25 protein-coding genes are annotated in these 26,939 nt (G+C 66.6%); 16 read left to right on the top strand and 9 right to left on the bottom strand.

Going from position 1 to position 26,939, the window contains the following annotated elements:
* Nucleotides 1-5: 5 nt before the first annotated feature.
* Genes ACZ1A1_RS10330 through ACZ1A1_RS10320 form a run of 3 tightly spaced genes read left to right on the top strand, consistent with a single transcriptional unit; the run spans nucleotide 6 to nucleotide 3,402 of the window.
* Nucleotides 6-959: an ABC transporter permease gene (locus ACZ1A1_RS10330; protein WP_463619845.1), complete on the top strand. Its 954-nt coding sequence runs from the start codon at nucleotides 6-8 to the stop codon at nucleotides 957-959.
* Complete coding sequence (locus ACZ1A1_RS10325) at nucleotides 956-1,915, top strand: ABC transporter permease (RefSeq protein WP_415212230.1); 960 nt, start codon at nucleotides 956-958, stop codon at nucleotides 1,913-1,915. The genes ACZ1A1_RS10330 and ACZ1A1_RS10325 overlap by 4 nt, the downstream gene beginning before the upstream one ends.
* Nucleotides 1,912-3,402, top strand: coding sequence for a sugar ABC transporter ATP-binding protein (locus ACZ1A1_RS10320; RefSeq protein ID WP_463619844.1), 1,491 nt, complete (start codon nucleotides 1,912-1,914; stop codon nucleotides 3,400-3,402). The genes ACZ1A1_RS10325 and ACZ1A1_RS10320 overlap by 4 nt, the downstream gene beginning before the upstream one ends.
* 138 nt (nucleotides 3,403-3,540) lie before the next feature.
* Here the strand turns inward: ACZ1A1_RS10320 and ACZ1A1_RS10315 are convergent, their stop codons facing one another.
* Nucleotides 3,541-4,536, bottom strand: coding sequence for a sugar ABC transporter substrate-binding protein (locus ACZ1A1_RS10315; RefSeq protein WP_463619843.1), 996 nt, complete (start codon nucleotides 4,534-4,536; stop codon nucleotides 3,541-3,543).
* A gap of 236 nt (nucleotides 4,537-4,772) precedes the next feature.
* Between ACZ1A1_RS10315 and iolG the strand changes: the two genes are divergently transcribed.
* From iolG to ACZ1A1_RS10290, 5 genes are all read left to right on the top strand, one after another.
* Nucleotides 4,773-5,789, top strand: a complete 1,017-nt coding sequence (gene iolG / locus ACZ1A1_RS10310) for an inositol 2-dehydrogenase (protein WP_463619842.1) — start codon at nucleotides 4,773-4,775, stop codon at nucleotides 5,787-5,789.
* A gap of 69 nt (nucleotides 5,790-5,858) precedes the next feature.
* Complete coding sequence (locus ACZ1A1_RS10305; protein ID WP_463619841.1) at nucleotides 5,859-6,938, top strand: ABC transporter substrate-binding protein; 1,080 nt, start codon at nucleotides 5,859-5,861, stop codon at nucleotides 6,936-6,938.
* 56 nt (nucleotides 6,939-6,994) lie between these two features.
* Complete coding sequence (locus tag ACZ1A1_RS10300; RefSeq protein WP_463619840.1) at nucleotides 6,995-7,789, top strand: ATP-binding cassette domain-containing protein; 795 nt, start codon at nucleotides 6,995-6,997, stop codon at nucleotides 7,787-7,789.
* Nucleotides 7,790-7,812: 23 nt separating this feature from the next.
* The gene (locus ACZ1A1_RS10295; RefSeq protein ID WP_463619839.1) at nucleotides 7,813-9,033 is read left to right on the top strand and encodes a sugar ABC transporter permease; all 1,221 of its coding nucleotides are present in this window, start codon (nucleotides 7,813-7,815) and stop codon (nucleotides 9,031-9,033) included.
* Nucleotides 9,034-9,044: 11 nt separating this feature from the next.
* On the top strand, nucleotides 9,045-9,854 hold the full coding sequence (locus tag ACZ1A1_RS10290) for an SDR family oxidoreductase (protein ID WP_463619838.1): 810 nt from the start codon (nucleotides 9,045-9,047) through the stop codon (nucleotides 9,852-9,854).
* Nucleotides 9,855-9,878: 24 nt separating this feature from the next.
* Here ACZ1A1_RS10290 and ACZ1A1_RS10285 read toward each other — a convergent pair whose 3' ends face one another.
* From ACZ1A1_RS10285 to ACZ1A1_RS10270, 4 genes are all read right to left on the bottom strand, one after another.
* Entirely contained in the window at nucleotides 9,879-10,862 is a 984-nt protein-coding gene (locus ACZ1A1_RS10285; protein ID WP_454633596.1) for an ABC transporter permease, read from the bottom strand.
* 11 nt (nucleotides 10,863-10,873) lie between these two features.
* Complete coding sequence (locus ACZ1A1_RS10280) at nucleotides 10,874-11,884, bottom strand: ABC transporter permease (RefSeq protein WP_463619837.1); 1,011 nt, start codon at nucleotides 11,882-11,884, stop codon at nucleotides 10,874-10,876.
* A complete protein-coding gene (locus ACZ1A1_RS10275; RefSeq protein ID WP_463619836.1) occupies nucleotides 11,881-13,389 on the bottom strand; it encodes a sugar ABC transporter ATP-binding protein in 1,509 nt (502 codons plus the stop codon). Before ACZ1A1_RS10275 ends, ACZ1A1_RS10280 begins: the two co-directional genes overlap by 4 nt.
* Before the next feature lie 114 nt (nucleotides 13,390-13,503).
* Nucleotides 13,504-14,484, bottom strand: coding sequence for an ABC transporter substrate-binding protein (locus ACZ1A1_RS10270; RefSeq protein WP_313196410.1), 981 nt, complete (start codon nucleotides 14,482-14,484; stop codon nucleotides 13,504-13,506).
* 174 nt (nucleotides 14,485-14,658) lie between these two features.
* Between ACZ1A1_RS10270 and ACZ1A1_RS10265 the strand changes: the two genes are divergently transcribed.
* A complete protein-coding gene (locus ACZ1A1_RS10265; protein WP_463619835.1) occupies nucleotides 14,659-15,732 on the top strand; it encodes a LacI family DNA-binding transcriptional regulator in 1,074 nt (357 codons plus the stop codon).
* 4 nt (nucleotides 15,733-15,736) lie between these two features.
* Here ACZ1A1_RS10265 and ACZ1A1_RS10260 read toward each other — a convergent pair whose 3' ends face one another.
* A complete protein-coding gene (locus tag ACZ1A1_RS10260) occupies nucleotides 15,737-16,438 on the bottom strand; it encodes a GntR family transcriptional regulator (RefSeq protein ID WP_463619834.1) in 702 nt (233 codons plus the stop codon).
* 124 nt (nucleotides 16,439-16,562) lie between these two features.
* Between ACZ1A1_RS10260 and ACZ1A1_RS10255 the strand changes: the two genes are divergently transcribed.
* The 7 genes from ACZ1A1_RS10255 (at nucleotide 16,563) to ACZ1A1_RS10225 (ending at nucleotide 22,924) form a co-directional block, all read left to right on the top strand.
* The gene (locus ACZ1A1_RS10255) at nucleotides 16,563-18,077 is read left to right on the top strand and encodes an aldehyde dehydrogenase family protein (RefSeq protein ID WP_463619833.1); all 1,515 of its coding nucleotides are present in this window, start codon (nucleotides 16,563-16,565) and stop codon (nucleotides 18,075-18,077) included.
* 120 nt (nucleotides 18,078-18,197) lie between these two features.
* The gene (locus tag ACZ1A1_RS10250; protein WP_119254843.1) at nucleotides 18,198-19,148 is read left to right on the top strand and encodes a sugar ABC transporter substrate-binding protein; all 951 of its coding nucleotides are present in this window, start codon (nucleotides 18,198-18,200) and stop codon (nucleotides 19,146-19,148) included.
* A 70-nt stretch (nucleotides 19,149-19,218) separates the two neighbouring features.
* Nucleotides 19,219-20,238 carry an ABC transporter permease gene (locus ACZ1A1_RS10245; protein ID WP_313196413.1) on the top strand — a complete coding sequence of 340 codons (1,020 nt, stop codon included), beginning with the start codon at nucleotides 19,219-19,221 and terminating at the stop codon, nucleotides 20,236-20,238.
* Nucleotides 20,238-20,969, top strand: a complete 732-nt coding sequence (locus ACZ1A1_RS10240; protein ID WP_463619831.1) for an ATP-binding cassette domain-containing protein — start codon at nucleotides 20,238-20,240, stop codon at nucleotides 20,967-20,969. The genes ACZ1A1_RS10245 and ACZ1A1_RS10240 overlap by 1 nt, the downstream gene beginning before the upstream one ends.
* 25 nt (nucleotides 20,970-20,994) lie before the next feature.
* Nucleotides 20,995-21,837, top strand: a complete 843-nt coding sequence (kduI, locus tag ACZ1A1_RS10235; RefSeq protein ID WP_463619829.1) for a 5-dehydro-4-deoxy-D-glucuronate isomerase — start codon at nucleotides 20,995-20,997, stop codon at nucleotides 21,835-21,837.
* A complete protein-coding gene (gene kduD, locus ACZ1A1_RS10230; protein WP_463619828.1) occupies nucleotides 21,834-22,589 on the top strand; it encodes a 2-dehydro-3-deoxy-D-gluconate 5-dehydrogenase KduD in 756 nt (251 codons plus the stop codon). The genes kduI and kduD overlap by 4 nt, the downstream gene beginning before the upstream one ends.
* A gap of 8 nt (nucleotides 22,590-22,597) precedes the next feature.
* A complete protein-coding gene (locus tag ACZ1A1_RS10225) occupies nucleotides 22,598-22,924 on the top strand; it encodes a cupin domain-containing protein (RefSeq protein WP_463619827.1) in 327 nt (108 codons plus the stop codon).
* Between the two features lie 27 nt (nucleotides 22,925-22,951).
* Here ACZ1A1_RS10225 and ACZ1A1_RS10220 read toward each other — a convergent pair whose 3' ends face one another.
* The 3 genes from ACZ1A1_RS10220 to ACZ1A1_RS10210 form a co-directional block, all read right to left on the bottom strand.
* Nucleotides 22,952-24,265, bottom strand: coding sequence for an HlyD family type I secretion periplasmic adaptor subunit (locus ACZ1A1_RS10220; RefSeq protein ID WP_463619826.1), 1,314 nt, complete (start codon nucleotides 24,263-24,265; stop codon nucleotides 22,952-22,954).
* The gene (locus tag ACZ1A1_RS10215; RefSeq protein WP_463619825.1) at nucleotides 24,252-25,973 is read right to left on the bottom strand and encodes a type I secretion system permease/ATPase; all 1,722 of its coding nucleotides are present in this window, start codon (nucleotides 25,971-25,973) and stop codon (nucleotides 24,252-24,254) included. Before ACZ1A1_RS10215 ends, ACZ1A1_RS10220 begins: the two co-directional genes overlap by 14 nt.
* 112 nt (nucleotides 25,974-26,085) lie before the next feature.
* Complete coding sequence (locus ACZ1A1_RS10210; RefSeq protein ID WP_463619824.1) at nucleotides 26,086-26,868, bottom strand: hypothetical protein; 783 nt, start codon at nucleotides 26,866-26,868, stop codon at nucleotides 26,086-26,088.
* Nucleotides 26,869-26,939: the final 71 nt, after the last annotated feature.

The following is a 26,939-nucleotide window of genomic DNA, read 5'->3' as shown; positions in this document are numbered from 1 at the left end:
ATGAAATGAGCTGGAAATCGGGCGCGGCCGCAGGCCTGCGCCAGGGCGGGCTATGGCTCGGCTTCGTGCTGTTCATGGCAATCGTGGCGATCAACGCGCCGGCCTTCCTGAGCCCGGGCAACCTTCTGGACGTGCTGCGCCAGGTCTCGATCACGGGCACGATAGCGCTCGGCGTGACCTTCGTCGTCATCGCGGGCCGGCTGGATCTTTCCGTCGGTTCGGGCCTGACGCTCCTGACGATCATCGTCGTCGACCAGCACAACCACGCGGGTCCGGCGGGCGCGATCGCGCTGACGCTGCTCGCCGGCCTTGCCATCGGCGCCTGGAACGGCCTTCTCGTCGGTTTCCTGCGGTTCAACGCGCTCATCGTCACGCTCGCCATGCTGTCGGTGCTGCAGGGCCTCGCGCTCTGGTATTCCGGCGGCTCGAACGTGAGCGTTTCAAGCCCGGGATGGTTCGCGGTCTTCGGGCGCGGGACCTGGCTCGGCATTCCGGTTCCCGTCCTGCTCATGCTGGCCGGGGCGGCGCTCGCCGCATTTCTCCTCCGGCGCACCGCGTTCGGCCGGGCGGTCTTCGCCGTCGGCGGAAACGAGACGGCGGCGCTCTTTTCCGGCATCTCGCCCGCGCGCACCGTGTTCGTCGCCTATCTGCTGAGCGGCTTTTCCACGGCGCTCGGCGCCATCGTCATGGGCAGCCGCGTCATGGGCGCGCAAAGCACCATCGGCCAGGGCTACGAGCTGAACGTGCTTGCCGGCATCATCCTCGGCGGCACCTCGCTGATGGGCGGGGCGGGCAGTATCTGGCGCACGCTCTGGGGCGTGCTGATGCTCGGCTTCATCCAGAACGGGCTCATCCTGATGGGCTTTCCCTTCTATGCGCAGTGGCTCGTCACTTGGGGCGTCATCATCGCGGCGGTCTGGATCGACCTTGCCGCCAAGCGGGGGAGGATGCTGGCATGAACGGCACCACCGTCCGGCGGCTCGCCGCCGATCACTATGTCTGGATGCTGCTCGCGCTGGTCTGCGTCTTCTTCGCTTTCCTGTCGCCGCATTTCCTGACGGCGTTCAACATCGGCAACGTGCTGACGCAATCTGCATTCATCGGCCTCTTGGCCATCGGCATGACGCTGGTGATCCTGAACGGCGAGATCGACCTTTCGGTCGGTGCCACGCTCGCCCTTTCCGCCGCCCTGGCGATCGGGCTGCAGAACAGCGGCTGGCCGACGAGCGCGGCCATCGCGGCGGGCCTTCTCGCCGGCACGGCGCTCGGCTTTATCAACGGCGCGGTCGTCGTCGCCTCCGGCATGCATTCCTTCGTCGTCACGCTCGGCGCGCTGATCGGCATTCGCGGGCTCGTCTTCGTCTACACCAAGGGCAATGCGCTGCTGGTCGAGGATTTCACCTATGCGGACCTTCTGGAGGTCTATGTCGGCCCGGTCTCGCTGACGGCGATCATCTTCCTCGGCATGCTCGCCTTCTTCCAGTGGCTGCTGTCGGCCAGCCGCCACGGGCGCGAGGCCTATGCGGTGGGGGATAACCCCGAAGCCGCGCGAGACGCTGGCGTCAGGGTCGGCCGCCACAAGATCATCAACTTCACCATTTCGGGCTTCCTGGCGGCGCTCTGCGGCATTCTCCTGTCGATCCGCCTCGGCACGGCCGAGCCGCAGGCCGGCCGTATCTGGGAATTGTGGACCATCATCGCCGTCGTGCTGGGCGGCACGCGGCTGCAAGGCGGCGTCGGCAGCCTGTGGAAGACGCTTGGCGGCGTACTCGTCCTTGCCGTGCTCCAGAATGGCCTGCGGCTTCTCAACACGCCCAACCATGTGGAGCTGATCGTCATGGGTGTGATCCTGATGATCGCGCTCGGCATCGACCGACTGATGACCTTGCTGCGCGAACGAGAGAGGACAGCATGACCGACCTACTGACGATCCGCGGTGTCTCCAAGCGCTTTCCCGGCGTGCAGGCGCTGACCGGTGTCGATTTCGATCTCCGGCCCGGCGAGGTCCATGCCCTGATGGGCGAGAACGGCGCCGGCAAATCGACGCTGATGAAGATCCTCGCCGGCCTGCAGCCGGCCGACGAGGGCGAGATCCTGCACCGGGGCGAGGCGATAGCGCTACGCAGTCCGCTTGAGGCGCGCGAGCGGGGCATTCTCCTTATCCACCAGGAGCTTTCCTTGTCGCCAGAACTTTCGGCGGCGGAGAACATCTATCTCGGCGCATGGCCGACGAACGGCATCGGGCTCCTGCGCAAGTCGGAGCTGAACAGGCGGGCGGGGGAGGCGCTGAAGGCGCTCGGCTGCGATGTCGGCCCACGGACCCGCGTCGGGGGCCTCTCCATCGCGCGCAAGCAGATGGTCGAGATCGCGCGCATCCACGCCTTCAAGGCCAATGTGGTCATCCTCGACGAACCGACCGCCTCGCTGACCGACGCCGAGCGCGACCAGCTCTTCGCGACGATCCGCGATCTCAAGGCGCGCGGCGTCGGCATCATCTACATCTCCCACAAGATGGACGAGATCTTCACCATCACGGATCGCATCACCGTGCTGCGCGACGGTATCGTGCAGGGCACGCTCACCACCGGCGAAACCGATGCGGACCGCGTCACGCAGATGATGATCGGCCGCAAGCTGGACGCCTTCTTCAGCCGGGCCGAGGAGCGGTTCGGTGAGGAGGTGCTGCGCGTCGAGAGCCTCGGCCGCCGGGGCGACTACCACGACGTCTCCTTCTCCGTCCGGCAGGGTGAGGTGCTGGGGCTCTACGGGCTGATCGGCGCGGGGCGTTCCGAGGTGGTCGAGAGCCTTTTCGGCATCCGCCGGCCCGACCGCGGAAAGCTCTGGTGGCAGGGGCGGGAGACGGCCTTTCCCTCGCCCCGGCAGGCGATCGACATGGGCCTCTGCCTTGCGCCGGAAAATCGCAAGGAGCAGGGGCTGGTGCTCGGTCTCGGCGGGCGGGACAACATCGTCCTGCCGAGCCTGAAAGCCTTTTCGCGCTTCGGCATCATGCGCCGTTCGCGCGAGCAGGCGGTGTATCTGACCTACCGCGACCTGCTGCAGATCAAGACGACCGGGCCGGCCACGGCCCTGCGCACGCTTTCCGGCGGCAACCAGCAGAAGTTCGTGCTCGCCAAATGGCTCTGCCGCAAGCCGAAGCTGCTGATCCTGGACGAGCCGACGCGCGGCATCGACGTCGGCTCCAAGGCGGCGATCCATGCCCTGATCGCGAAGCTGGCGGAGGAGGGGCTGGCCGTCATCGTCATCTCCTCCGAGATGCCCGAAGTGCTCGGCGTCAGCCACCGCATTCTCACCATGGCCGACGGCCGCCTGACCGGCGAGTTCTCCGGCGCGGCGATGACCGAGGAAAACCTGATTCGGGCCGTCGCGCATCACGCGGCCTGAACGGGTTCCTTCTCTTCAATCGCAGCCCGAGACCCTCCGCAGCACCGCTGCGGAGGGTCTTTGCTTCCGGGCCTGCAAGGCAAACGAAAACCCCGCGGCGTGAACCGCGGGGCATGGAAACTGCGAAGATAGTTCTTCTTACCAACTCGGGCGTTCGAAGTTGTCGATGGTGTCGGCCGTGATCTTGTCGATGGCGATCTCCTGCACCGGCGGCACCGCGATGCCGTTGGCGACCTTCACGGCCGTTTGAATGGCGAGCACCGCGTCGTCGATGGGCGACTGCTTGCCCGATCCCGTCTCCCAGCCCGCCTTGATGGCATCCCAGCCTTCGCCGAACTGGTTGCAGGTGACGAGCTTGACCTCGCCCGGCTTCTTGCCGGCGGCCTGGAGGGCCGAGATGACGCCGAGGCCCATGCCGTCGTCGAAGGCATAGACGCCGTTGATCTTCTCGCCATATTGCGTGAGGAAGGTTTCCATCACGGTCTGGGCCTTCTCGCGGTTCCAGTCGGCCGGCTGGCTCGCCAGGATCTTGATGTCGGGATACTTGTCCTCCATCGCATCGAGGAAGCAATTGCCGCGCAGGATCGAGACGGAATAGCCCGGCGTACCCTCGATGACCACGACATTGCCCTTGCCGCCGAGCGAGTCGCCGAGCATCTCGGCGGCCTGCGAGGCGAGCTTGCAATCGTCCGGCCCGGTATGGGCGGTCACGTATTGCCGGCCGGCCTCGCCGATCGGGCTGTTCGAGGTGACGACCGGAATGTTGGCGCGCGAGGCCTGGCGCACGGCGGGGATGAGGGCATTCTGCGAGGTCGGCCACAGCACGATGACGTCCATCTTCTGGGCGATCATGTCCTGGAGCTGGTTGAACTGCGTGGCCGGATCGCCCTGCGGGTCCATGACGGTCGCGTCGATGCCGATCTCCTTGGCATAGGAGACGGCGGCTTCGGCATATTTCGCCTGGTAGGAGTTCGAGCCGGGGTAAAGCACCGTAATGCCGATGCGGGTATCGGCAAGCGGCTTCTTCAGCTCGCCGCCCAGCCAGTCGGGCGCCGCCTGGGCCGCGGCCGCTCCGGTGCCGGCGATGAAAGCTGTCAGGGTGAGCGCGGCAGCGAGCGCTGTACGTTTGATCATTGGTTCCTCCGAGGATTGCGCGCGGGGTCCTCCTCTGGACCGTCGCGGTGCCGAAATCATCGGGTGGGGCGGGAGCCCCGCCAATGCGGAATATATCCACTTTGGATATGCGGGCGCGGCCGGGCGACCGGCAGCGACGGCCGTCCGGCCATATCCATTTTGAACATATTGAACGTTGTTCGGCCCCGGGGCCTGCTCTCTACTTTCCCTCGCATCTGGCAAAGGGAGGTTGGTGGATGGCTGGTTTTGCAGTTCTCGGCACCGGGCGCATCGGCGCCATGCATGCCGAGATCATCGCCCGCTCGCGGCATTCGAGGGTGGTCTGGACCTATGATGCCGTGCCGGAGCTCGCCGAGCGCGCCGCGGCCCTTTGCGGCGCACGGTGGACGGCCGATGTCGACGAGGCATTGGCCGACGACGCGGTGGAGGCCGTGCTGATCGCCTCGCCGACGAATACCCATGCGGACCTCATCGTCCGTGCCGCCCGCGCCGGCAAGGCCGTGTTCTGCGAGAAGCCGATCGACGCCGAGCTTGCCAGGGTCGAGGAATGCGCGCGCCAGCTCCAGCCCTATTCCGTCCCGATACAGATCGGCTTCAACCGCCGCTTCGATCCGAGCCACGCCGCCGTCGAAACGGCGGTACGCGCGGGCGAGATCGGCGAACTGGAAATGCTCGTCATCACCAGCCGCGATCCCGAGCCGCCGCCGCGCCCGATCCTCGAAGCCTGCGGCGGCCTGTTCCGGGACACGACCATCCACGACCTGGACATGGCGCGGTTCATCCTCGGTGAAGAACCCGTGGAGGTCTATGCGACGGCATCGAACCTCGTCGATCCGATGATCGGGGAAGTCGGGGACGTCGATACCGCCATGGTCGTGCTCAGGACCGCCAGCGGCAAGCTTTGCCACATCAACAATTCGCGCCGCGCGACCTACGGCTACGACCAGCGGGTCGAGGCCTTCGGATCGAAGGGCATGGTCCGCTCGGACAACCCGCGTCCGACGGCGCTCGTGCGCTACGGGCCTGGCGGCACCGCCGTCCGCGATCCCCTGCTGCATTTCTTCATCGAGCGCTACCGGGACGCCTATGTCCGCGAGATCGACGCCTTCGTCGATTTCCTCGAAAAGGGCGGTCCCTCGCCGGTCTCCTTCGAGGATGGGCGGCGCGCGCTGATCCTTGCCGAGGCGGCAATTCAATCCGCCCGCTCCGGCGTGGCGGTGAAAGTGGATTACGGCGTCAAGGCGACATCGTAACGACGGCGCCCCGCTGCCGGGAGGGAGGTTTCCGGGGGTGGCGCGCCATTTTTCAAACGGGAGGAACACATGAAATCCGTAGTCAGGAATCTGCTTCTTGCCAGCGCAATGGCAACGGTGTCCGCGCTGCCCGCAGGGGCGACGAGCGAGGCGCCGAAGGTCTTCTTCATGCTGCCCAACACCACGACCATCCGCTTCGAGCAGCGCGACGCGCCGTTCTTCGTCGAGGCGATGAAGGAGAAGATGCCGAACGCGACCGTGACCGTCGCGAACGGCCAGGGCGATCCGGCGCGCCAGCAGAAGGAAGTCGAGGACGCCATCGTTCAGGGTGCCGACCTGATCGTGCTCATCTCCACCGACGCCAACCTTGCCGCCGGCAGCCTCAAGGCCGCCGCCGATGCCAAGGTGCCGGTCGTGCTCTACGAGCATGACGCCAAGGGCGGCCCGGCTGCGGCATCCGTCGTCTTCGATGCGCTTGCCGTCGGCCAGGCGCAGGGCAAGCGGGCGGCGGAGCTGATCGCGGGCCTCGGCAAGGACGTCGTCAACATCGCCCGCGTCAAGGGCGCGCAGGGCGAATGGGGAACCGGCGAATACGAGAAGGGCCAGAACGAACATCTCCAGCCGCTCATCGATGCCGGCAAGGTGAAGATCGTCTGCGAGCAGTACACGCCGAACTGGGACCAGACGATCGCGCAGTCCTTCTCCGAGGATTGCCTGACGCGCACGGGCGGCGACGTGGACATGTTCCTCGGCATGAACGACGGCACCACGGGCGGCGCGGTGGCCGCGCTCATCTCCCAGGGCTTCAAGCCGGGCGAGAAGCTCGTCGCCGGCGGCCAGGATGCCGATGTCCAGGCGCTCCAGTTCATCGTGCAGGGCTGGCAGGACGACACGGTCTTCAAGGACCTGCGCATCCAGGCGCGCGCCGCGGCGGATATCTCCGTCGCGCTCCTCAAGGGCGAGCCGCTTCCGAAGGACCTGATGAACACGACTTTTGACAACGGCGGCAATGTCATCCCCGGCGCCTCGCTGCCGGTGGAGATCATCACGCCGTCGGATGTCGCCAAGGTCGTCGATGCGGGGGTCTGGAGCTGGAAGCAGGTCTGCGAGGGCTCCGGCGGCAAGGGCGACTGCGCGGGCAAGGAATGATCGTCCCGGCCGGGAGCCTGCTTCCGGCCGGTCCATCCTTTCCGGGAGGAAATCGCATGCAGACGAACAAGACGGGTCCGGCGGGCGGCCGGGACAGCATCCTCAGCCTTCGCGGCATCTCGAAATCCTATGGCGGCGTCAAGGCGCTCGAGAATGTCTCGCTGGATATCGCGCCGGGCGAGGTCGTCGCCCTCGTCGGCGACAACGGCGCGGGGAAGTCCACGCTGGTCAAGATCATGTCCGGCGCCATAAGGCCGGATGAGGGCGACTATTTCTTCGAAGGGGAGAGGGTCGCGATCCGCTCCCCGTCCGACGCCACGGAGCTCGGCATCCAGACGGTCTACCAGGACCTTGCGCTCTGCAACAATCTCGATGCCGTCCAGAACCTGTTCCTGGGGCGGGAGCCGGTAGGGCCGATGCTTCTGGGGCAGAGAATCCGGCGTGCCGAATGCGACGTGCGGGCCCGCGAGGTTCTGCGCCGCCTCAGGCTCGACCACATCTCCATCACGCGGCCCGTGGGCGCCATGTCCGGCGGCCAGCGGCAGAATATCGCCATCGCCCGCTCGATCCTCTGGAATCCCAAGGTCGTCCTCCTCGACGAGCCGACGGCGGCGCTCAGCCATTCGGCGGCGGAAAAGGTCGGCGAGCTGATCCGCGGCCTCGCCGACCAGGGCCTCGGCGTGCTCGTCATTTCGCACGACATCCACAATTTCGTCGTCACGGTCACGGACCGCATCGAGGTCTTGCGCCTCGGCAGGAACGCCGGCTCCTACCGGGTCGGCGAGGTGAGCGGCGAGCAGATCGTCAACGCCATGGTGGGTGGAAACGAGGCCGTCAATGCGGCTCGATAACGAGTGAGGCTGGGGACAGGACAATGTCTATTACATCAACCGGCGAGAATGGCCGCGAAAAGTCGCTCTGGACCAGCCTTCGCAATGTCAGCGAGGGTCTCGTCGATATGCGCACCCTGCCTGTCGCGATCGGCCTCATCCTGCTGATCGTCTTCTTCTCCCTTGAGAGCGATGTCTTCCTGACGAGCCGGAACCTGACGAACCTGCTCTCGCAAAGCGTCGTCACCGGGATCATGGCGCTCGGGCTCATCTTCGTCCTGCTGGTCGGGGAGATCGACCTGTCCGTCGCGGCGATCAGCGGCGTCACGAGCGTGCTCCTGGCAAAGCTCATCATGGATTTCGGCTTCCCGCCGTCCGTGGCCATTGCGATCGCGTTCCTCGCCGGGGCGGGGATCGGCGGCCTGTCGGCCCGCTGGATCACCTGGATGCGCGTGCCTTCCTTCGTCGTGACGCTCGGCGTGGGCCTCGTGCTCAACGGCGTGCAGCTTGCGCTCCTGCCCGAGACCGGCCGCTATAACCTGCTCGGCACGGGCATCGAGAACGTCGCCGGCACCTCGCTCAAGGGGCCTCCCGCATGGATCGCCCTGGCGCTGCTGGTGCTGGTCATGCTGACGATCCGTTTCACCGCCTATCGCCAGCGGGTGGCGGCGGGCCTGGCGGCGCCGTTTTTCGCGGCCGTCGTGCTGCCGCTCCTGCCTCTTCTCTTCGTCGGGATCGTCGGGGTGGCGCTTCTCGACCTGCACAACGGCGTTCCCGTGCCGGTCGTCATCTTCACGGCGCTCCTCGTCGTCGCGAGCTACCTGACGCAGGAGACCCGGATCGGGCTCTACCTCTACGCCGTCGGCGACAATATTGAGGCGGCCCGCCGCTCCGGCATCCGGCCGCAGGCGGTCAAGCTCTTCGCCTTCATGGTTGCCGGCGCGCTCGCTGCCCTTGCCGGCCTGCTCGCCTCCTCCCGCATCCTCGGCGTCTCCGTGTCGTCGGGCGGGGGCATCGGCGGCGGTTCGCTGCTGCTGGAATCGATCGCGGCGGCGGTGATCGGCGGCGTCAGCCTCTTTGGCGGCAAGGGCCGCGTGAGTGCGGCCGTGTTCGGCGCGCTGATCATCGGCACGGTGTCGAACGGCCTGAACCTGATGGGCGTCGGCAACGAGATCAGGCTCGTGGTGACCGGCTTCCTGCTGGTCCTCGCCGTGTCGGTCGACCGTGTCATCGAACGTTTTGCCGGCCCCCTGAGCCGGGATTGAAGGAGAAGAACATGACATCGCTGAAGGGCAAGATCGCCGTCGTCACCGGCGGCACGCAGGGACTGGGCGTGGCCATCGCCCGCACATTCGCGGAGCGCGGCGTCGCGGGTCTCGTGACCTGCGGCCGCAATGCCGGGAAAGGGCAGGCAAGGGCGAAGGAGATCGCCTCCGCCACCGGGGCCGACGTGCGGTTCGTGCCGGCCGACCTGAGCGTGGTCGAGGATTGCCGACGCGTCGTCGCCGAGGTCGACCGCGCGTTCGGCCGTGTCGACATACTGGTCAATGCCGCCGGCAACACCAATCGCGGCACGATACTCGATACCGATCCCGCGCTGTTCGACCTGCTGTTCGCGGTCAACGTGCGCGCGCCGTTCTTCCTCATGCAGGAGGCGATCCGGATCATGCGCCGGGAGCATATCGAAGGCGCGATCGTCAACATCTCCTCGATGTCGTCGATGGGCGGGCAGCCCTTCATCGCGCCCTATTGCGCCTCCAAGGGCGCGCTCGACACGCTGACGCGCAATACGGCCTATGCCCTGCTGCGCAACCGCATCCGCGTGAACAGCCTCAATATCGGATGGATGGCCTCCGACGGCGAAGACCAGACGCAACGCGCCCAGCACGGCAACGCCGAGGACTGGCTGGCAAAGGCCGCGGCCGAGCAGCCGAACGGCCGGCTCATCGACCCCGACGAGGTCGCCCGCGCCGTCGCGTTCCTCGCCAGCGCCGAATCCGGCCTGATGACCGGCGCCATCGTCAACTACGACCAGTCCATATGGGGCGCCTACGATGCCCCGCCTCACCCTGACATGCCGCTCTGACCGCCGGCCCTCGGCTGGAACCCCTCAAGTGCTGCGGTGCCGCGCCATCAGCTTTGCCTGCAGCACGACGACGACGAGCAGGAACGCGCCGCGGATGACGGATTGCCAGTAGGCGGAAAGCGAGATCCAGCCGAGGCCGTTTTCGAAGTTGAGGATGTTGAAGACCATGGCAAGGAGCAGGGCGCCGGCGAGCGTCGCGCCGACGGAGCCCGAGCCGCCGGTAAGCAGCGTGCCGCCCACCACGACGGAGGCGATGGCGAAGAGCTCCCAGCCCACGCCCTCCGTCGGCTGGCCCGCGCCGAACTGCGCGGCGAGGATGACGCCGGCAAGGCCGGCGAGCGTGCCGGAGGCGAGATAGACGGCGGCCAGCGTGCGCTCGACCTTGAGGCCCATCAGGCCGGCCGTCGCCTCGCCGTCGCCGATGGCGAGGATATGGCGGCCGACCGGCAGCTTCTCCAGCACCAGCCAGCCGAGGACATAGGCGGCGATGCCGATCCAGGCGGGGATGGGAAAGCCCAGGAAGTCGTCCTGGCCGATGGTGGTGAAGCCGCTGTCGTAGGAGACGGAGACCGACTGGTTGTCGGCGAGCAGCAGCCCTGTGCCATAGGCCGCGAGCATGGTCGCGAGCGTGGCGATGAAGGGCTGGATGCGCATCTTCGTGATGATGAAGCCATTCAGCGCGCCGACGGCGAAGCCCGCCGCCATGCCGCCGAGGAGGCCGGCCGCCCAGTGATAGGGCGACAGGAGGGCCGCCACCACGCTTGCCATCGCCGCCGTGCCGCCGACCGAAAGATCGATGCCGCCGGTGATGATGACGAAGGCCATGCCGAGCGCGATCAGCGCGAACATGGAATTATAGCGCAGGAAGCTGAGGATATTGAACGATGACAGGAAGTTGTCGTAGCGCAGCGCGCCGAACAGGATGAGGCCGGCGAGCGCGAGAATGACGCCGGCGCGGGCGAGATCGCCCGAGGACTTGATGGCGAAGGGGCGGAGGAGGGCGTGCATGATGGGTCTCCTCAATGCCTGTCGGCGCGCTGCTGGATGAAGACGGCGAGCACGATGAGCCCCGCCTTGACGATGAGGGCTGCGGCATCCGGCACGCCATTGGCGAGCAGCGTGTAGCGCACGAGCTGGATGACGAAGGCGCCGATGACGGTGCCGACGATGTTGGCCCGCCCGCCCGTCAGGAGCGTGCCGCCGACCGCGACGGCCGCGATGGCGTCGAGCTCCATGCCGAGGCCGACGAGATTGGCGTCGCTCGCCGAATTGCGCGCGACCACGACGAGGCCGGCCAGCCCGGCCAGCGCGCCGCTTATCATGTAGACCAGCAGCTTGACGCGCTTGACCGGAATGCCCGTCAGCCGCGCCGCCTTCTCGTTGCCGCCGACGGCGATGACCTGGCGGCCGATGACGGTGTAGCGGATCATGGCGGAGGCGAGCGCGACGATGACGATCATCAGCACGACCTGCGCCGGAATGCCGGCGACGCGGCCCATGGCGATGAACTGGAATCCTTCGTTCCTGAAGACCTGCAGATTGCCGTTGGTCATGACCTGCGCAATGCCGCGGCCGGCGATGAAGAGCACCAGCGTCGCGATGATCGGCTGGATCGAGAAACGCGTCACGAGCAGCCCGTTGAACAGGCCGAACAGGCCCGCGACTGCGACCGGGATAACGAAGGCGAGCGCCACGGCGAAGGCCATGTTCTCCACCTGCCAGAACTGGCCCATGAAGATCATCGGCGCCAGCGCCCCCGATATCGCCATCAGCGAGCCGACCGAAAGGTCGATGCCGCCGGTGGCGATGACCAGCGTCATGCCGGTGGCGACGATGACGATGGTGGCGACCTGCGTGAGGTTCACGTTCAGCGTCTGCCAGGACAGGAAGTTCGGCGTCACCGCGATGTTGAAGACGATGAGCGCCAGGAAGGCGACGAAGGTGCCGTAGCGGCTCGCCAGCGAAAACAGCCGGCCGCCCGAAGAGAACGTGCCTGACGGCTGCGGGGCGGGGGTCTCGATCGTCGTCATGTCATTTCACCTGATGGGTCCATCTGATGGGCCATGGCCGAAAGCAGCGCCGCCTCGCTCAGCTCCCTGCGCGGCAGGGTCGCGACCGATGTGCCGTCGCTGAGCACGGTGACGCGGTCGGCGGCGGCGAGAAGCTCTTCCAGCTCGGAGGAGATCATCAGCACGCTGAGGCCCTCGTCGGCGAGGCTGCGCAGGAGCTTGAGGATTTCCGACTTCGCGCCGATATCGATCCCGCGGGTCGGCTCGTCGATGATGAGGACGCGCGGATCGGTGGCCAGCCACCGGGCGAGCAGCACCTTCTGCTGGTTGCCGCCGGAGAGTTCCTTGATCGGCTGGTCGGGCGAGGCGCATTTGACGCCAAGCGCCCGGATGTAGCGGGTGACGATCTCGTTCTGCCGCGCGCGGTCGACGATGCCGGCTTTCCTCAGCTTCGGCAGCAGCGCCAGCGTCATGTTCTCGCGGATGCTCATGTCGGGCACGATGCCGTCGATCTTGCGGTCCTCGGAAACGAGGCCGATGCCGTCGGCGATCGCATCCGCCGGCTCGCGATAGGCGCGCTCCCGTCCGTCCATGCGGATGGTGCCGCGCTCTATCTTGTCCGCGCCGAAGACGAGGCGGGCGGTCTCCGTGCGGCCGGAGCCGAGCAGGCCCGCAAGGCCCGAGATCTCGCCCTCGCGCACGTCGAGGCTCACGTCGCGCACGCGCACGCCCGCGCCGGCATGCTCGACGGAAAGGCGGACGGGCCGGTCGGGCACGTCCCCGTCCGGCGCCATTGCCTGGAAGGCGGCGAGTTCCTTGCCGAGCATGTGGCGCACCAGCGCCATCTTGGGCATGTCGGCCATCGGGCTTTTCGCCACCGTCTGGCCGTCCCGCATGATCGTCACGCGGTCGCAGATCGCATAGAGCTCGTCCAGCCGGTGGCCGATGAAGATGACGGCCACGCCGGAGCGCTTCAGCGTGCGGATCGTCTCGAAGAGCACCGCGACCTCCCGCTCGTCGAGCGAGGAGGTCGGCTCGTCCATGATGACGAGGCGGGCGTTCTGCGTGACCGCGCGGGCGATCGCCACCATCTGCCGGGTCGCGGCATCGAAATGTGCGACGGGACGGTCGACGTCGATGGAAAGATTGAAGGTCTTCAGCACCGCCTCCGCGCCGCGCCGCATGGCGGCGTGGTCGATCAGGCCGAAGCGCCTGGGTTCGCGGGAGAGGTAGATGTTCTCCGCCACCGAGCGCTGCGGGGCGAGGTTGATTTCCTGGTAGATCGTCGCGATGCCGGCGGACTGGGCCTCCGCGGGCATGGAGAAATCGACCTCCCTGCCGTCGAAGGTGATGCTGCCTTCGTCGCGGCGATAGACGCCGGTGAGAATCTTGATCAGCGTGGATTTTCCCGCGCCGTTCTGCCCGACCAGCGCCATGACCTCCGCCGGCTCGACGTCGAGCGAGGCGGATTTCAGCGCGGCGACGCCGGCGAACGCCTTGGAAATGCCCTGCATGGACAGAAGCATCGGTTCCTCCTCTATCCCACCCATGACGAAGCTACACCCGAACCGGCCGAAGGTCGCTCGAAAACGGCCGAGACGGTGGTGCCGTCCCGGCCGCTCATGGCTTGGGAGTTTCGATCAGTAGGCGCCGTCGAGTTCCGCGGCCGCGTTGGACGCGTCGTAGAACTTGTCGTCGTTGACGAGGATCGGGTCGATGGCCTCGCCCTTGGCGTAGCGCTGCATCGTCTCGAACGCCTTCGGCCCGAAGCGCGGGTTGCACTCGACGACGGCCGCGATCTTGCCGTCGACCACCGCCTGCACGGCTTCCTTGCCGCCATCGATGGAGAGCACCAGCACATCCTTGCCCGGCACCTTGCCGGCCGCTTCCAGCGCCGCGATGGCGCCCATCGCCATCTCGTCGTTGTGAGCGTAGATGATGTCGGCGTCCGGATGCGCCTGAAGCAGCGCCTCTGCCACCTGGCGGCCCTTGTCGCGGGCGAAGTCGCCGGTCTGCGAGGCGACGATCTCGAAGCCGCCGGCCGCCTGGATGGCCTCGTCGAAGCCCTTCTTGCGGTCGTTGGCGGGCGAGGAGCCGGTCGTGCCTTCCAGCTCGATGATCTTCGACTTGCCGTTGGCGTTCTTGGCGAGCCATTCGGCGATGCGCTTGCCTTCCTCGACGAAGTTCGAGCCGATGAAGGTCAGGTAGTCCTCGCCGGCCTTGGCGAGCGAGGGGTCGACCGAGCGGTCGAGCAGGATGACCGGGATGCCGGCCTTCTTGGCGGCCATGACGGCCGGGATCAGCGGCTTTTCCTCGCGCGGGGCGAGGAAGATGACGTCGACGCCCTGGGCGATCATCGAGTTGACGTCGGCGACCTGCTTGGCGGCCGAGCCGGCGGCGTCCGTATAGACGAGCTGGTAGCCGAGCTTTTCGGCCTCGGCCTTCATGCTGTTCGTCTGGGCGATGCGCCAGGGATTGTTGGATTCGGTCTGCGCGAAGCCCACCTTGTAGGTGTCCTTCTGTGCGAGCTTCGGCACTTCGGCGATTGCGACGCCGGCGACGGCAAGCGCGCCGATGGCCGTTGCCGCAAGCATGAAGGTGCGACGGGACATGGATGTCATGAGCGGTTTCTCCTCCCAGGTTCTGGCCGGTGCTCCTCTACCGGACGTGAGCAAATTCCTGCTTCACATGTGCAAATCTTGCGCTAATAATATGAGCAGTCAAGAGCCAAAATTATGAGCACTTGCAAAAAATCCGCGTGCAGTGCAAAGCACGTCGAGGGCGGGGAGCGACGCATGGCAAGGGGAAACGGGCGCAATTCGGACAGGCAGGGCAGCGGACGCCCGACCATGACGGATATCGCGCGCATTGCCGGCGTTTCGCAGTCCAGCGTTTCGCTCGTGCTCAATGAGATGTCGGGTTCGCGCATCTCGCCCGAGACACAGCAGAAAGTGCGCGAGGCTGCTCATAAAATAGGTTATAAATTACCTGCGACGCGCAGCCCTGTCGCCGCCGCGCCCGCCGTCGAGAAGGATACCATAGCCTTCATCGTCGACGAAATCTCCACCAGCCCTCATCCCGTCGTCAGCCTCGACGGCATCCGCGACCATGCCTTCGAACAGGGGCTGCTCGTCTCCGCCCACGCCACGCGCTCCAATCCGGATCTGGAAGCGGCAGTGCTGCGCTCGGTGCTGCGCGACCCGTCGATTGCCGGCGTCATCTATGCGACCATCTTCACGCGCAAGGTCTCTGTGCCCAAGGCGCTGAAATCCATCCCGACGGTCCTTCTCAACTGCTACTGCGAGCCGCGCCAGCATGTGGCGATCGTGCCGGGCGAGGTGGCGGGCGGCTTTGCCGCGACGGCGCATCTGACGTCGCTTGGCCACAAGCGCATCGGCTTCATCAATGGCGAACCCTGGATGGACGCGGCGATGGATCGCCTCAAGGGCTACAAGCAGGCGCTCGCCACCGCCGACATCGCCTTCGACGAGAGCCTCGTGCGCGACGGCGACTGGCTGCCGCTGCGCGGCTACGAGGCGGGCCTCGAGCTTCTTTCGCTGGACAATCCCCCGACGGCCATCTTCTGCGGCAACGACCTGATGGCCATCGGCGTCATGGAGGCGGCGCAGGAAAAGGGGCTGCGCGTGCCGCACGACGTCTCCGTCATGGGCTACGACGACCAGGAACTTGCCCGCTACACCCACCCGCCGCTCTCGACGCTGGTGCTGCCGAACTACGAGATGGGCCAGAAGGCGGCCGAAATCCTCATCGACATGGCGATCCACGGCAAGCAGATGCGTCCCATGACCATCAAGGTCGATGGGCCGCTGGTGGTGCGCGAAACCACGGGCGCCACCCGCAAAAGCTAGCGCCCTATTCGAACAGGTCCGGATTGTCGGCCTCGATCTGCGGCAGGTCGGCCAGGATGCCGTTGAGGTGGCTGCGCATGGCGGCCTCCGCCGCGTCGGCGTTGCGCGTGTCGATGGCGTCGATGATCGCCTCGTGCTCGGCGATCAGCCGGGTCATGGAATCGGGATGGCGGAGCTGGAGATTGCAGACCCGGTCCATATGCGCCTTGATGTCCGATATGGCGCTCCAGGCGAGGCCGCAGCCCGCCCCCTCGGCAATCGCGATGTGGAACTGCTCGTCCTCGCGGCGGAAGGCATTGTGGTCGTGCGCCTCCATCGCCGCCTTCTGGCGGGTAAGGATCGTGTCGATCCTGCGCCGCGTCCAACTGTCGAAAGCCTCGCTGGCGCGGCGGGCGACGGCGGTCTCCAGTGCTTCCCGCACGAAGCGCGCCTCCATCATCTGCCGCGCCGAGATGCGCACGACGACCGTGCCCCGGTTGGGGCGGATATCCACCAGCTTCGATTTCCCGAGCGCGATCAGCGCCTCGCGCACCGGCTGGCGCGAGACGCCCATGCGGGTTGCGATTTCCTGTTCGGAAAGCCGCATGCCAGGGGCGAGCTCCAGGCGGATGATCGATTCCCGCAGGTCGCGCTCGACCTGCGCCGCCGCGGTTTCGCCGGTGTCGATCTTGAGGGATTCAAGGTTCATCTCTTTTGCCGCCGTCATGCGTTGACATCCATTTGAAGCCACCATACAGTACCATACAATTCATGCGCAACAGAAATCCGGCGGCCTGACAGCCGGATCAACAGGGAGGGGCCGGCATCCATTGGCCGGTCGGAAGACGATATTGTTGTCCAATTTCATTGCACCCGATTCCCGTGACCCGCGGCTGAATATTAAATCCCGCTACCGGATGCTTGTCGATGGCAAGTCCGTCGATGCGGCATCCGGCAGGACGATCGACCGCGTGAGCCCCGGCCATGCGGGTGTGGTCGTCGGCACCTGGCCGGAAGCTTCGGCGGACGACGTGCGCCTCGCGATCGCGGCGGCCCGCCGGGCCTTCGATACCGGCCCGTGGCCGCGCATGTCGGGCGCCGAGCGCTCGCGCCTGATGTTCAAGGTGGCGGACCTTATCCTTGCGCATCAGGAGGAACTGGCGCTTGCCGAAAGCCTGGAGGTCGGCAAGCCGATCGCCCAGGCGCGCGGCGAGATCGGCTTCTGCGCGGACCTCTGGTCCTATGCGGCCGGGCAGGCCCGGGCGCTCGAAGGGCAGAGCCACAACAATATTGGCGATGACCGCCTCGGCCTCGTGCTGCGCGAGCCGGTCGGCGTCGTCGGCATCATCACGCCCTGGAACTTCCCCTTCATCATCGCCTCCGAGCGCGTGCCGTGGGCCATCGGCGCCGGCTGCACGGTCGTGCTGAAGCCGTCGGAATTCACCTCCGGCACCTCGATCCGCATGGCGGAGCTGGCCCGGGAAGCCGGCATTCCCGACGGCGTCTTCAACGTCGTCACCGGCTATGGCGATCCGGCGGGCCAGGTGCTGGCGGAAGACCCCGGCGTAGACATGGTCGCCTTCACCGGCTCCGTGCGCGTCGGCACCAAGCTCGGCGAGATCGCGGCGCGCAGCGTCAAGCGCGTCGGGCTGGAGCTCGGCGGCAAGGGTCCGCAGATCGTCTTTGCCGATGCGGATCTGGACGCTGCGGCCGACGGCATCGCCTATGGCGTCTATCACAATGCCGGCCAATGCTGCATTTCCGGCAGCCGCCTGCTGGTCGAGGAAAGCATTCGCGACGCGCTGATGGAGCGCCTGCTCGACATTTCCCGCAAGGTGACGTTCGGCGATCCGCTCAACGAGCGCACCAGGATCGGCGCGATGATCTCGGAGGCACATGCGCAGAAGGTGCATTCCTATGTCGAGGCGGGCCTTGCCGCCGGCGCGGAACTGCTGCTCGGCGGCGAGAGGGTCGGCAGGGAGGCCGGGCTCTACTATGCGCCGACGGTCTTTGCCGGCGTCACGCCCGACATGTCGATTGCCCGCGAGGAGATCTTCGGGCCGGTGCTCTCGACGCTGACCTTCAGGACGGCGGACGAGGCGGTCGCGATGGCCAATGCCACGGAATTCGGCCTGTCGGCCTCCGTCTGGTCGACCAATCTTGAAAACGCGCTGCAGAGCATCCGCCGCATCCGCGCCGGCCGCTGCTGGATCAACAGCGTGATCGACGGCACGCCGGAACTGCCGATCGGCGGCTACAAGAAGAGCGGTCTCGGCCGCGAGCTCGGCCGCTACGGTTTCGACGAATATTCCCAGTTCAAGGGCGTGCACGTCACGCTCGGGCGCCCGGCGCCTTGGTTCTTATAATCCGCCGCATCCGTGGCGAGAGGAGGAAAATCTCGGCTGGCGTGATCTTTGGTCGGAGCCCGCCAGCCGAGACTTGGGTCTTTTGGACCCGCATTGCACATCCAAAGGGAGGATACGCAAATGAGATTGACCAGGTTGAAAGCCGCGGGCCTGGCCGCGGCTGCCGCCACCATGATGGCGACCACGGCGCTTGCCGCGGACGTCAAGGCCACGATGATCATCTACCTCGATCCGAGTGTCCAGTTCTTTAATCCCGTGGTGAAGGGTGCGCAAGACGCAGCCGCCCAGTTCGGCGTCGATCTCGACGTGCAATATGCCAACAACGATCCGGTGCGCCAGAACGACCTGATCGAGAGCGCGACGGCGAGCGGCGTCGACGGCATCGCCGTCGCGATCTCCTCGTCGGATGCCTTCGACGAGAGCATCTGCGCGGCGGTCAAGGCCGGCATCATCGTCATCGGCTTCAACAACGACGACCTCGAAGGCGCCAAGGGCAATTGCCGCCAGGCCTATGTCGGCATGGACGAGTTCGCCTCGGGCTACGAGCTCGGCAACCGGATGATCAAGGAATTCGGCCTGAAGTCCGGCGACGTCGTCTTCAACCCGCGCGAAATTCCCGAGGCGAGCTTCGCCGTCGCCCGCGGCGGCGGCATCGAGAAGGCGATGACGGAGGCCGGCATCAAGGTGGAGACGGTGCGCGCCGGCCTCGATCCGGCCGAAGCCCAGAACATCATCGCCCAGTTCCTCATCGCCAATCCGAACGTCAAGGCGCTGTTCGGCACGGGGTCGGTCACCTCGACGGTCGGCGCGGGCGCCATCAAGGACGCCGGCGTCGATATACCCTTCGGCGGCTTCGACCTTGCGGTCGAGATCGTCAACGCGGTGGAGTCCGGAGCGATGTTCGCGACCATGGACCAGCAGCCCTATCTCCAGGGCTACTACCCGATCGCCCAGATCGCGCTTGCCAAGAAGTACGGGCTGACCCCGACGGATGTCGATACGGGGCAGGGCGCCTTCCTCGACAAGTCGCGCATCAGCTCGGTCAAGCCGCTGATCGGCAGCTACCGCTAACCGGATATCGCGGGAACCTGCCGGCATGAGCCGGCGGGTTCCCCGTTCCCCAACGATCGAGTGCCAGACCGTGACACCCATCCTTGCCGACAGTGCCGCGCCCCGTTCGCGCACGCAAAGACAATCCCTTCTGAAGCAGATCATGGCGATGCCCGCCGGCGCGATCTTCCTCGTCTTCATGGCGTTGCAGATCGTCTGCATTGCCGGCGCGCTGATCTATCCGAACGAGTTCCGCTATCTCTCGCCACAGAATCTGACGATCCTGATGAAGGCGATCCCCGTGCTCGGGTGCCTGGCGCTCGGCGCCGGCGTGCTGATGATCGCGGGCGAATTCGACCTTTCCATCGGCTCCGTCTACACCTTCACCGCCGTCCTGATGGCGAGCCTCGTCGGGGCCGGCGTCAGCGCCTTCGTCGCCGCCCCTCTCGGCATCGTCGTCGGCCTCATGATCGGGCTTCTGAACGGCCATATAACGCTGCGCTTCGGCCTGCCGTCCTTCATCGTGACGCTCGGCGGCCTCCTGTTCTGGCGCGGCGCGGTGCTGCTCTACAACGGCGCGGTGCAGGTGCGCTTCGATCCCGAGCCGATCTTCACTAGCCTGTTTTCCGGTACGCTCCTCGGCATCAACGCGGCCTTCATCTGGATCGTGCTCTTCGTCGTCGGCTTCCATTTCCTGCTCCACCGCCACCGTTTCGGCAACCATGTCTTCGCGACGGGCGGCAATCGCGGCGCGGCCGAGGCCATCGGCATCAATACCAACCGCGTCAAGCTGATCGCCTTCGCCATTGCCGGCGGCATGGCGGCGATGGCGGGCATCCTGGCGACGGCCCGCGTCGGAAGCGTGCAGCCGGGGCAGGGCGCCGGCCTCGAACTCCAGGCGATCGCCGCCTGCGTCATCGGCGGCCTGTCCCTGCGCGGCGGGCGCGGCTCGATCGTCGGCATCTTCCTCGGCGTGCTGCTGATCCACACCATCACCGACGTGCTTCTGCTGCTGCGCGCACCCGGTTTCTATCTCGACATGTTCATCGCGACGCTGATCGTGCTGGCCGCCATCTTCAACCATCTCATCGAGCGGCGAGGCGTTGCGTGATGTCCCATCTTCTCGAACTGCACAACATCTCGAAAAGCTTCGGCGCGCTGACGGCGCTGCGCGATCTCAGCTTCCACATCGGTGAGGGGGAGGTGGTGGGCCTCCTCGGCGACAACGGCGCCGGCAAGTCGACGACGGTCAACCTCATCTCCGGCATTTACAAGCCGACGAATGGCTATCTCAGCGTGGACGGCAGGAAGACGCTCTTCACCTGCCGGTCGGATTCGGCCGATGCCGGCATCGAGACGATCTACCAGCACACCGCGCTGGTCGACAGCCTCTCCATCACCCGGAACATCTTCATGGGCCGCGAGCTGACGGACCGCTTCGGCTTCCTCCGGCAGGCCGAGATGCGCGCCATCGCCATGGAGGTGCTGCAGAACGCCGTGCACATTTCCGGCATCGACTCCCCCGATACGCTGGTCGGCAATCTTTCCGGTGGCCAGAAACAGGCCGTCGCCATCGCCCGCGCGGTCTATTTCAAGAAGCGCGTGCTGCTGCTCGACGAGCCGACCTCGGCGCTCTCCGTGCGCGAGACGGAGGCGCTGCTGAACCAGGTGCTGAAGCTGAAGGCGGAGAACGTCTCCAGCGTGCTGGTGACGCACAACATCTACCACGCCTACCAGGTCTGCGACCGTTTCGTGATCATGAGCCACGGCACCAAGGTCTTCGACGTCGCCAAGGCCGACACGACGATCAGCCAGCTCACCGACTACGTCGTGCTCACCTGATCCCCAATCTTGAAAGGCAGATGCCGTGACACTTTCCGTATCCGTACGCCAGGCCGTAGGACCCGAGGACGCCGCAAGGCGCAATACACAGGGGCTGCGCGACGGCTTCGTCATCGAGAGCCTGTTCCAGCCCGGCGAGGTCAACCTCACCTACAGCCATCTCGACCGCATGATCGTCGGCGGCGTGGTCCCGACCGACAAGAAGCTCGAAATCGGCCATGTCGCCGAAACCGGCACGGACAGCTTCCTCGAGCGCCGCGAGGCCGCCGTCATCAATATCGGCGGCGCCGGCACGGTGAGCGTCGGCGGCAGGGACCATGCGCTCGGCTTCCAGGAGGCGATCTATATCGGCATGGGCGAGGGCGCGCTCGGCTTTGCCAGCGGCGATCCGGCGGCGCCCGCGCTGTTCTACGTCCTCAGCGCACCGGCCCACCGGGCCTGCCCGACGGTGCACATCACCCGCGAGATGGCAAGGAAGGTGCATCTCGGCTCGGCGGAGGAATCCAACCATCGCACCATCAACCAGTATGTCCATCCCGATGTCTGCGAGAGCTGCCAGCTTCTCGTCGGCCTCACCATGTTCGAGCCGGGCTCGGTCTGGAACACCATGCCGGCGCATGTGCATGACCGGCGCATGGAGGTCTATCTCTATTTCGGCATGGAGGCGGCGACGCGCATCTTCCACTTCATGGGCGAACCCGGCGAGACGCGGCATGTCGTCTTGAAGAACCACGAGGCTGTGCTGTCGCCGGGCTGGTCGATCCATTCCGGTGCGGGCACCGGGCGCTACGCCTTCATCTGGGCCATGGCCGGCGACAACATGAGCTTCACCGACATGGACAAGGTTCCCATGGAAGCGCTGCGATGAGCCTTTTCGACCTTTCCGGCCGCTGGGCCATCGTCACGGGGGCCAATACCGGCATCGGCCGCGCTATCGCCGTCGGGCTCGCGGCGGCCGGTGCGGATATCGTCGGCGTTGGGCGCTCCGCCATGACGGACACCGAGGCGGAGGTGAGGGCGGCCGGCCGGCAGTTCAAGAGCGTGACGGTGGACCTTTCCAGACCGGGCAGCGCCGCCGCCGTCATTTCCGAGGCGCTGGCTGCCGGCGCGACGCCGGACATCCTCGTCAACAATGCCGGCATCATCCGCCGCGCGGATTCGCTCGATTTCACGGAGGAGGATTGGGATGCCGTGCTCGATACCAACCTGAAATCGGTCTTCTTCCTCTGCCAGGCCTTCGCCAGAGCCGCGATAGCGGCGGGGCGGCCGGCGAAGATCGTCAATATCGCCTCGCTGCTGTCCTTCCAGGGCGGCATCCGGGTGCCGTCCTACACGGCGGCCAAGAGCGGCCTTGCCGGCATAACCCGGCTTCTGGCGAACGAATGGGCGGCGCATGGCATCAATGTGAATGCCATCGCCCCCGGCTATGTCGAGACGAACAACACGACGGCCCTGCGTGCCGATGCCGAGCGCAATGCCGATATCCTGAAGAGAATTCCCGCCGGCCGCTGGGCGCGGCCCGAGGACATGGCCGGCGCGGCGGTTTTCCTCGCAAGCCCGGCCGCCGATTACGTTCATGGCGCCATCCTGCCCGTCGATGGCGGCTGGCTTGCCCGATGAGAGGACCCATGCAGCCCTATACGCTACCCGAAGACACCGTCTGGACCGAAGTCGCTCCCGGCAACCGCCGCGCCGTGCTGAGCCACCGCCCGGAACTGATGCTCGTCGCATTCCGCTTCGAGGAGGGGGCCATCGGCGCCCTGCATTCGCATCCGCATACCCAGGTGAGCTATGTCGCCGAAGGCCACTTCGACGTGACCGTCGACGGCGTCACCACGCGGCTCGGCCCCGCAAGCAGCTTCATCGTCGCCCCGAACCTCCTCCACGGCGTCGTCGCACTCACACCCGGCCTCCTGATCGATTCCTTCACGCCATGCCGGGATGATTTCTTGTAGGGCCGGGATATTCCGGAGCCCGGGACTTCACTCTTCCCTGAAGGCGCGGTTGATCTGGTCGGAGAGGGGCTTGACGAGATAGGAGAGCGCGGTGCGTTCGCCGGTCCGGATCATGGCTTCCGCCGGCATGCCGGGCACGAGGGCGAGGCCGCCGAGCCTTGACAGCTCCGTATGCGGGACGGCGACGCGCACGAGGTAGAAGGACAGGCCGGTCTTGTCGTCGGTGGTGAGGTCGGCGGCGATGCGGGAGACGCGGCCGTCGAGTTCCGGCGTGGTACGCTGGCTGAAAGCCGAGAGGCGGAGCACTGCCCGCTGGCCAGGCCTGATCTGGTCGATGTCCTTCGGCTGGATACGCACCTCCAGCGCGAGATCGTCGCCCTCCGGGACGATCAGCATGACCGGCTCGGCAGGATTGACGACGCCGCCGACCGTATGGACGGCGAGCTGGTGGACGATCCCCGCCTGCGGGGCGAGAATGTCGATGCGCCGGAGATCGTCCTCGGCCGCCACCTTGCGTTCGACATATTCGCCGACCTGCCCCTGGATCTCGCGCAGCTCGCGGCCGACCTCGGTCTTCACGTCCTGGTCGACCTGGAGGATCTGCAGGCGCGTTTCGGTGATCTTGCCCTCGGCCTGCGCCTGGAAGGCGATCTTCTCGCCGCGTTCGCCGTCATAGGTGGCGGCCTGCGTCTTGAGGCTGTTCAGCCGCTGCACCGAGACGATGCCCCTGTCGTGCAGGCCTTCCTGCGAGGCGATCTCCGAGCGCAGCACGTCGAGGCCGCTGGCATAGGCGACTTCCTGCGCCTTCAAGCCCTCGATCTCATGCCCGTATTGCTCGATGCGCTCGCGAAGCTGCGCCTTCTTGCCCTCGCGCGATTGCCGGCGGAACTCGAACAGGCGGGTTTCGCTGCGCACCGCCGCCGCGGCATCCGGGTCGCCGGCCGCCTGTTCCAGCAGGCTGGCGGGAAAGGCGATGGCTTCACGGTCGTCGCGCTCCGCGTCCAGGCGGGCGAGGCGGGCCTGAAGCTCGTTCAGCCGCTTCGTGACGATGGCGAGGTTGGCATGCGTCTGGGTGGCGTCGAGGCGCATGACGACCGCGCCGGCCTTGACCGCATCGCCCTCCTGCACGAGGATTTCGCCGACCACGCCGCCCTTTGGATGCTGCACCTTCTTGACATAGGAATCGACGACGAAGTGGCCGGAGGCCACCACCGCGCCGGCAAGGCTGGTGACCGCCGCCCAGCCGCCCCCGCCGCAGACGAGCAGCAGGCAGACCAGCAGCCCGCCCGCCATGTGCCGGCGAATGGAGCGGGCGGCGGCGATCGTTTCAGGATTGGGCATCGGGCGTCTCCGTGGTTTCCGCTTCGCGGCCGCTTGCCGGGCTGGCGACGACGCGCAGCGGCGTCATGGCGAAGCCGCCCGCCGGATATCCGCGTCCGGTCATGGCCGGCGCGGGCTTCAGCACCTGCCCCAGCACCGCATCGCGCGGGCCGAAGGCCTTCTGGCGCCCGCCCTCCATCATCAGGAGATGGTCGACCGCGCCGATGGCGCTCGGGCGATGGGCGATCACCACGGCGATGCCGCCGCGCTCGCGCACCGAGGCGATGGCGCGCACGACCGCTGCTTCGCCCTCGGCATCGAGATTGGCGTTGGGTTCGTCCAGCACGACGAGGAAGGGATCGCCGTAGAGCGCCCGGGCGAGCCCGACCCGCTGGCGCTGCCCGGCCGAGAGCGCGGAGCCGCCTTCGCCGATGCGCGTCCCGTAGCCGTCCTCGAAGCGCAGGATCAGCTCATGGGCGCCCGCTGCCCGCGCGGCCGCGACGATGGCCTCGGGATCGGCGTCCTCCTCGAAGCGGGCGATATTGTCGGCGATCGTGCCGTCGAAGAGCTCGACGCCCTGCGGCAGGTAGCCGATATGGCGGCCGAGGGCCTCGCGGTCCCACTGGTCGAGGCTGGCGCCGTCGAGGCGCACCTTGCCACCGGCCGCCGGCCAGGCGCCGACGAGAGCGCGCGACAGCGTCGACTTGCCCGAGCCGGAGGGGCCGATGACGCCGAGCGCGCTGCCGGCCTGGATGGAAAAGCCGATGCCGGTCACGGTGGGCTTCCTCTCGCCGGGCGGCAGGATGGTGACGCCTTCGACGCGCAGTTCCTTCTGCGGCGCGGGGAGCGCCATCGTCTCCGGGACGGGCGGGATTCTGCCGAGCAGGTCCTGGAGGCGCTTCCAGCTCTGCCGCGCCATGAGGAACGGTTTCCAGCTCGCTATCGCCAGATCGACCGGGGCGAGCGCCCGCCCCACCATGATGGAGCTGGCGATCATGATGCCGCCGGTCGCCTGCTGCTCGATCACCAGCCAGGCGCCGACGCCCAGCACCGCCGATTGCAGCATCATGCGCAACGTTTTCGACAGGCTGCCGAGGCCGCCGGCTATGTCGCCGGCCCGGCGGTTGGCGTCGAGATAGTCCGCATTCGCCCGGCGCCAGCGCGCCTCCAGCCGCGCCCCGAGCCCAAGGGCCTGCACGACCTCGGCGTTGCGGCGGGAGGCTTCCAGCAGGCCGTTGCGGGCCATGTTGTGGGCGATGCCGTCGCGCACCGGCCTTTGCGACAGCGCATTGGCAAGAAGGGTGAGGAGCACGAGGATGACGGCCCCGACGAGCGCCGTCATGCCGATCCAGAAATGGAAGAGGAAGCAGATGCCGAGATAGAGCGGCATCCAGGGCAGGTCGAAGAAGGCGGTCGGTCCCTGGCCCGAAAGGAAGCCGCGCATATTGTCGAGGTCGCGCAGCGGCTGGAGTCCGTCGCCCGGCATGCGCGCGAGAAGGGGAAGGCGCACCACGGCATCGTGCACCCGGCCGCACAGCACGCCGTCGACATGCTCGCCGATGCGCAGGAGGATGCGGGCGCGGATGATGTCGAGCCCGGCCTGGAAGAGATAGAGCCCGGCCGCCAGGATCGAGAGGCCGACGAGGGTCGGCACGCTGCCGCTTGCCAGCACCCGGTCATAGACCTGCAGCATGAAGAGCGGAGAGGTCAGCGCCAGAACGTTGACCACGCCGCTGATGAGAGCTATTCCGATGGATGCTCGTCTGAGGGGTGAAGCGACCGCCGCAGTCAAAGACTGCGACGGCGCCTGCTGTGGGGCTACCAACACTACAGCGAACTTCTCAGGCGAACAGGTTGACGCCGAGGACGAGCGAGCTGTTCGCGATGTCCTGGACGGAGATGCTGCCATTGACGCCGTCCGTGATGGTGGCGTCGTAGAGGCCGCTGACGGCATCGTAGGCGTAGCTCACGGAAAGCGCGCTGCCGGCAGCCCATGCGGTGATGTCGATGAAGTCCTGCGCGGCGTTGAAGTCCGTGATGACGTCGTTGCCGTCGCTGCCCTGGAAGACGAAGAGGTCGGCTCCGCCACCGCCCGTCAGGGTATCGTTCCCGTCGAAGCTGTAGAGCACGTCGCTGCCCGAGCTGCCGTTGAACGTATTGTTCTGGCTGTTCAGGACGCTGAGCAGGTTGGCCGGGTCGCCCTGCATGATGCCGTAGACGAAGTTGTGCACCGCATTTGCAGGACCCGTGCCCGTGAGGCCGAGGCCGTTGATGTCGATATCCCAGGAAGACTGGGAGAAGGTATCCGTGCCCGAATTGTAGCTGAGGCCCTGGCCAAAGGTCGCGCCGTCTACGGCGCCGGCAAGCACGTGAGACGTCATGTCGTAGTAGAGGTCGTCGGCGCTGCCGGAATCCAGCACCACCGTATCGGCGCTGCCCACACCGGCGACGGTCGCGCTGTTGCTGTCGGCGACGGCGAACTGGTTGCCGACGAAGTCGCTCGGATTGTCGGAGAAGAAGCCGTAGTAGCCGGGGTTGAAGCTGCTATCCCAGTCCGCCAGGTAGGCGAGGAAGTCAATGCCTACGCCATCGTTGTTGGCATCGTTGAAGTCGATCGTTGCCATCTGCTTTCCTTTCTAGGGTTGGCTGCATCCGGTTCGTGGACGCAGTCGGGCTCACGCTTCGGGCCTGGCAG

This window comes from Shinella sp. R2-11 (genome assembly GCF_055330205.1).
Note: the sequence above shows the minus strand (reverse complement) of the source record. Positions and strands in the feature narration are given on the sequence as shown.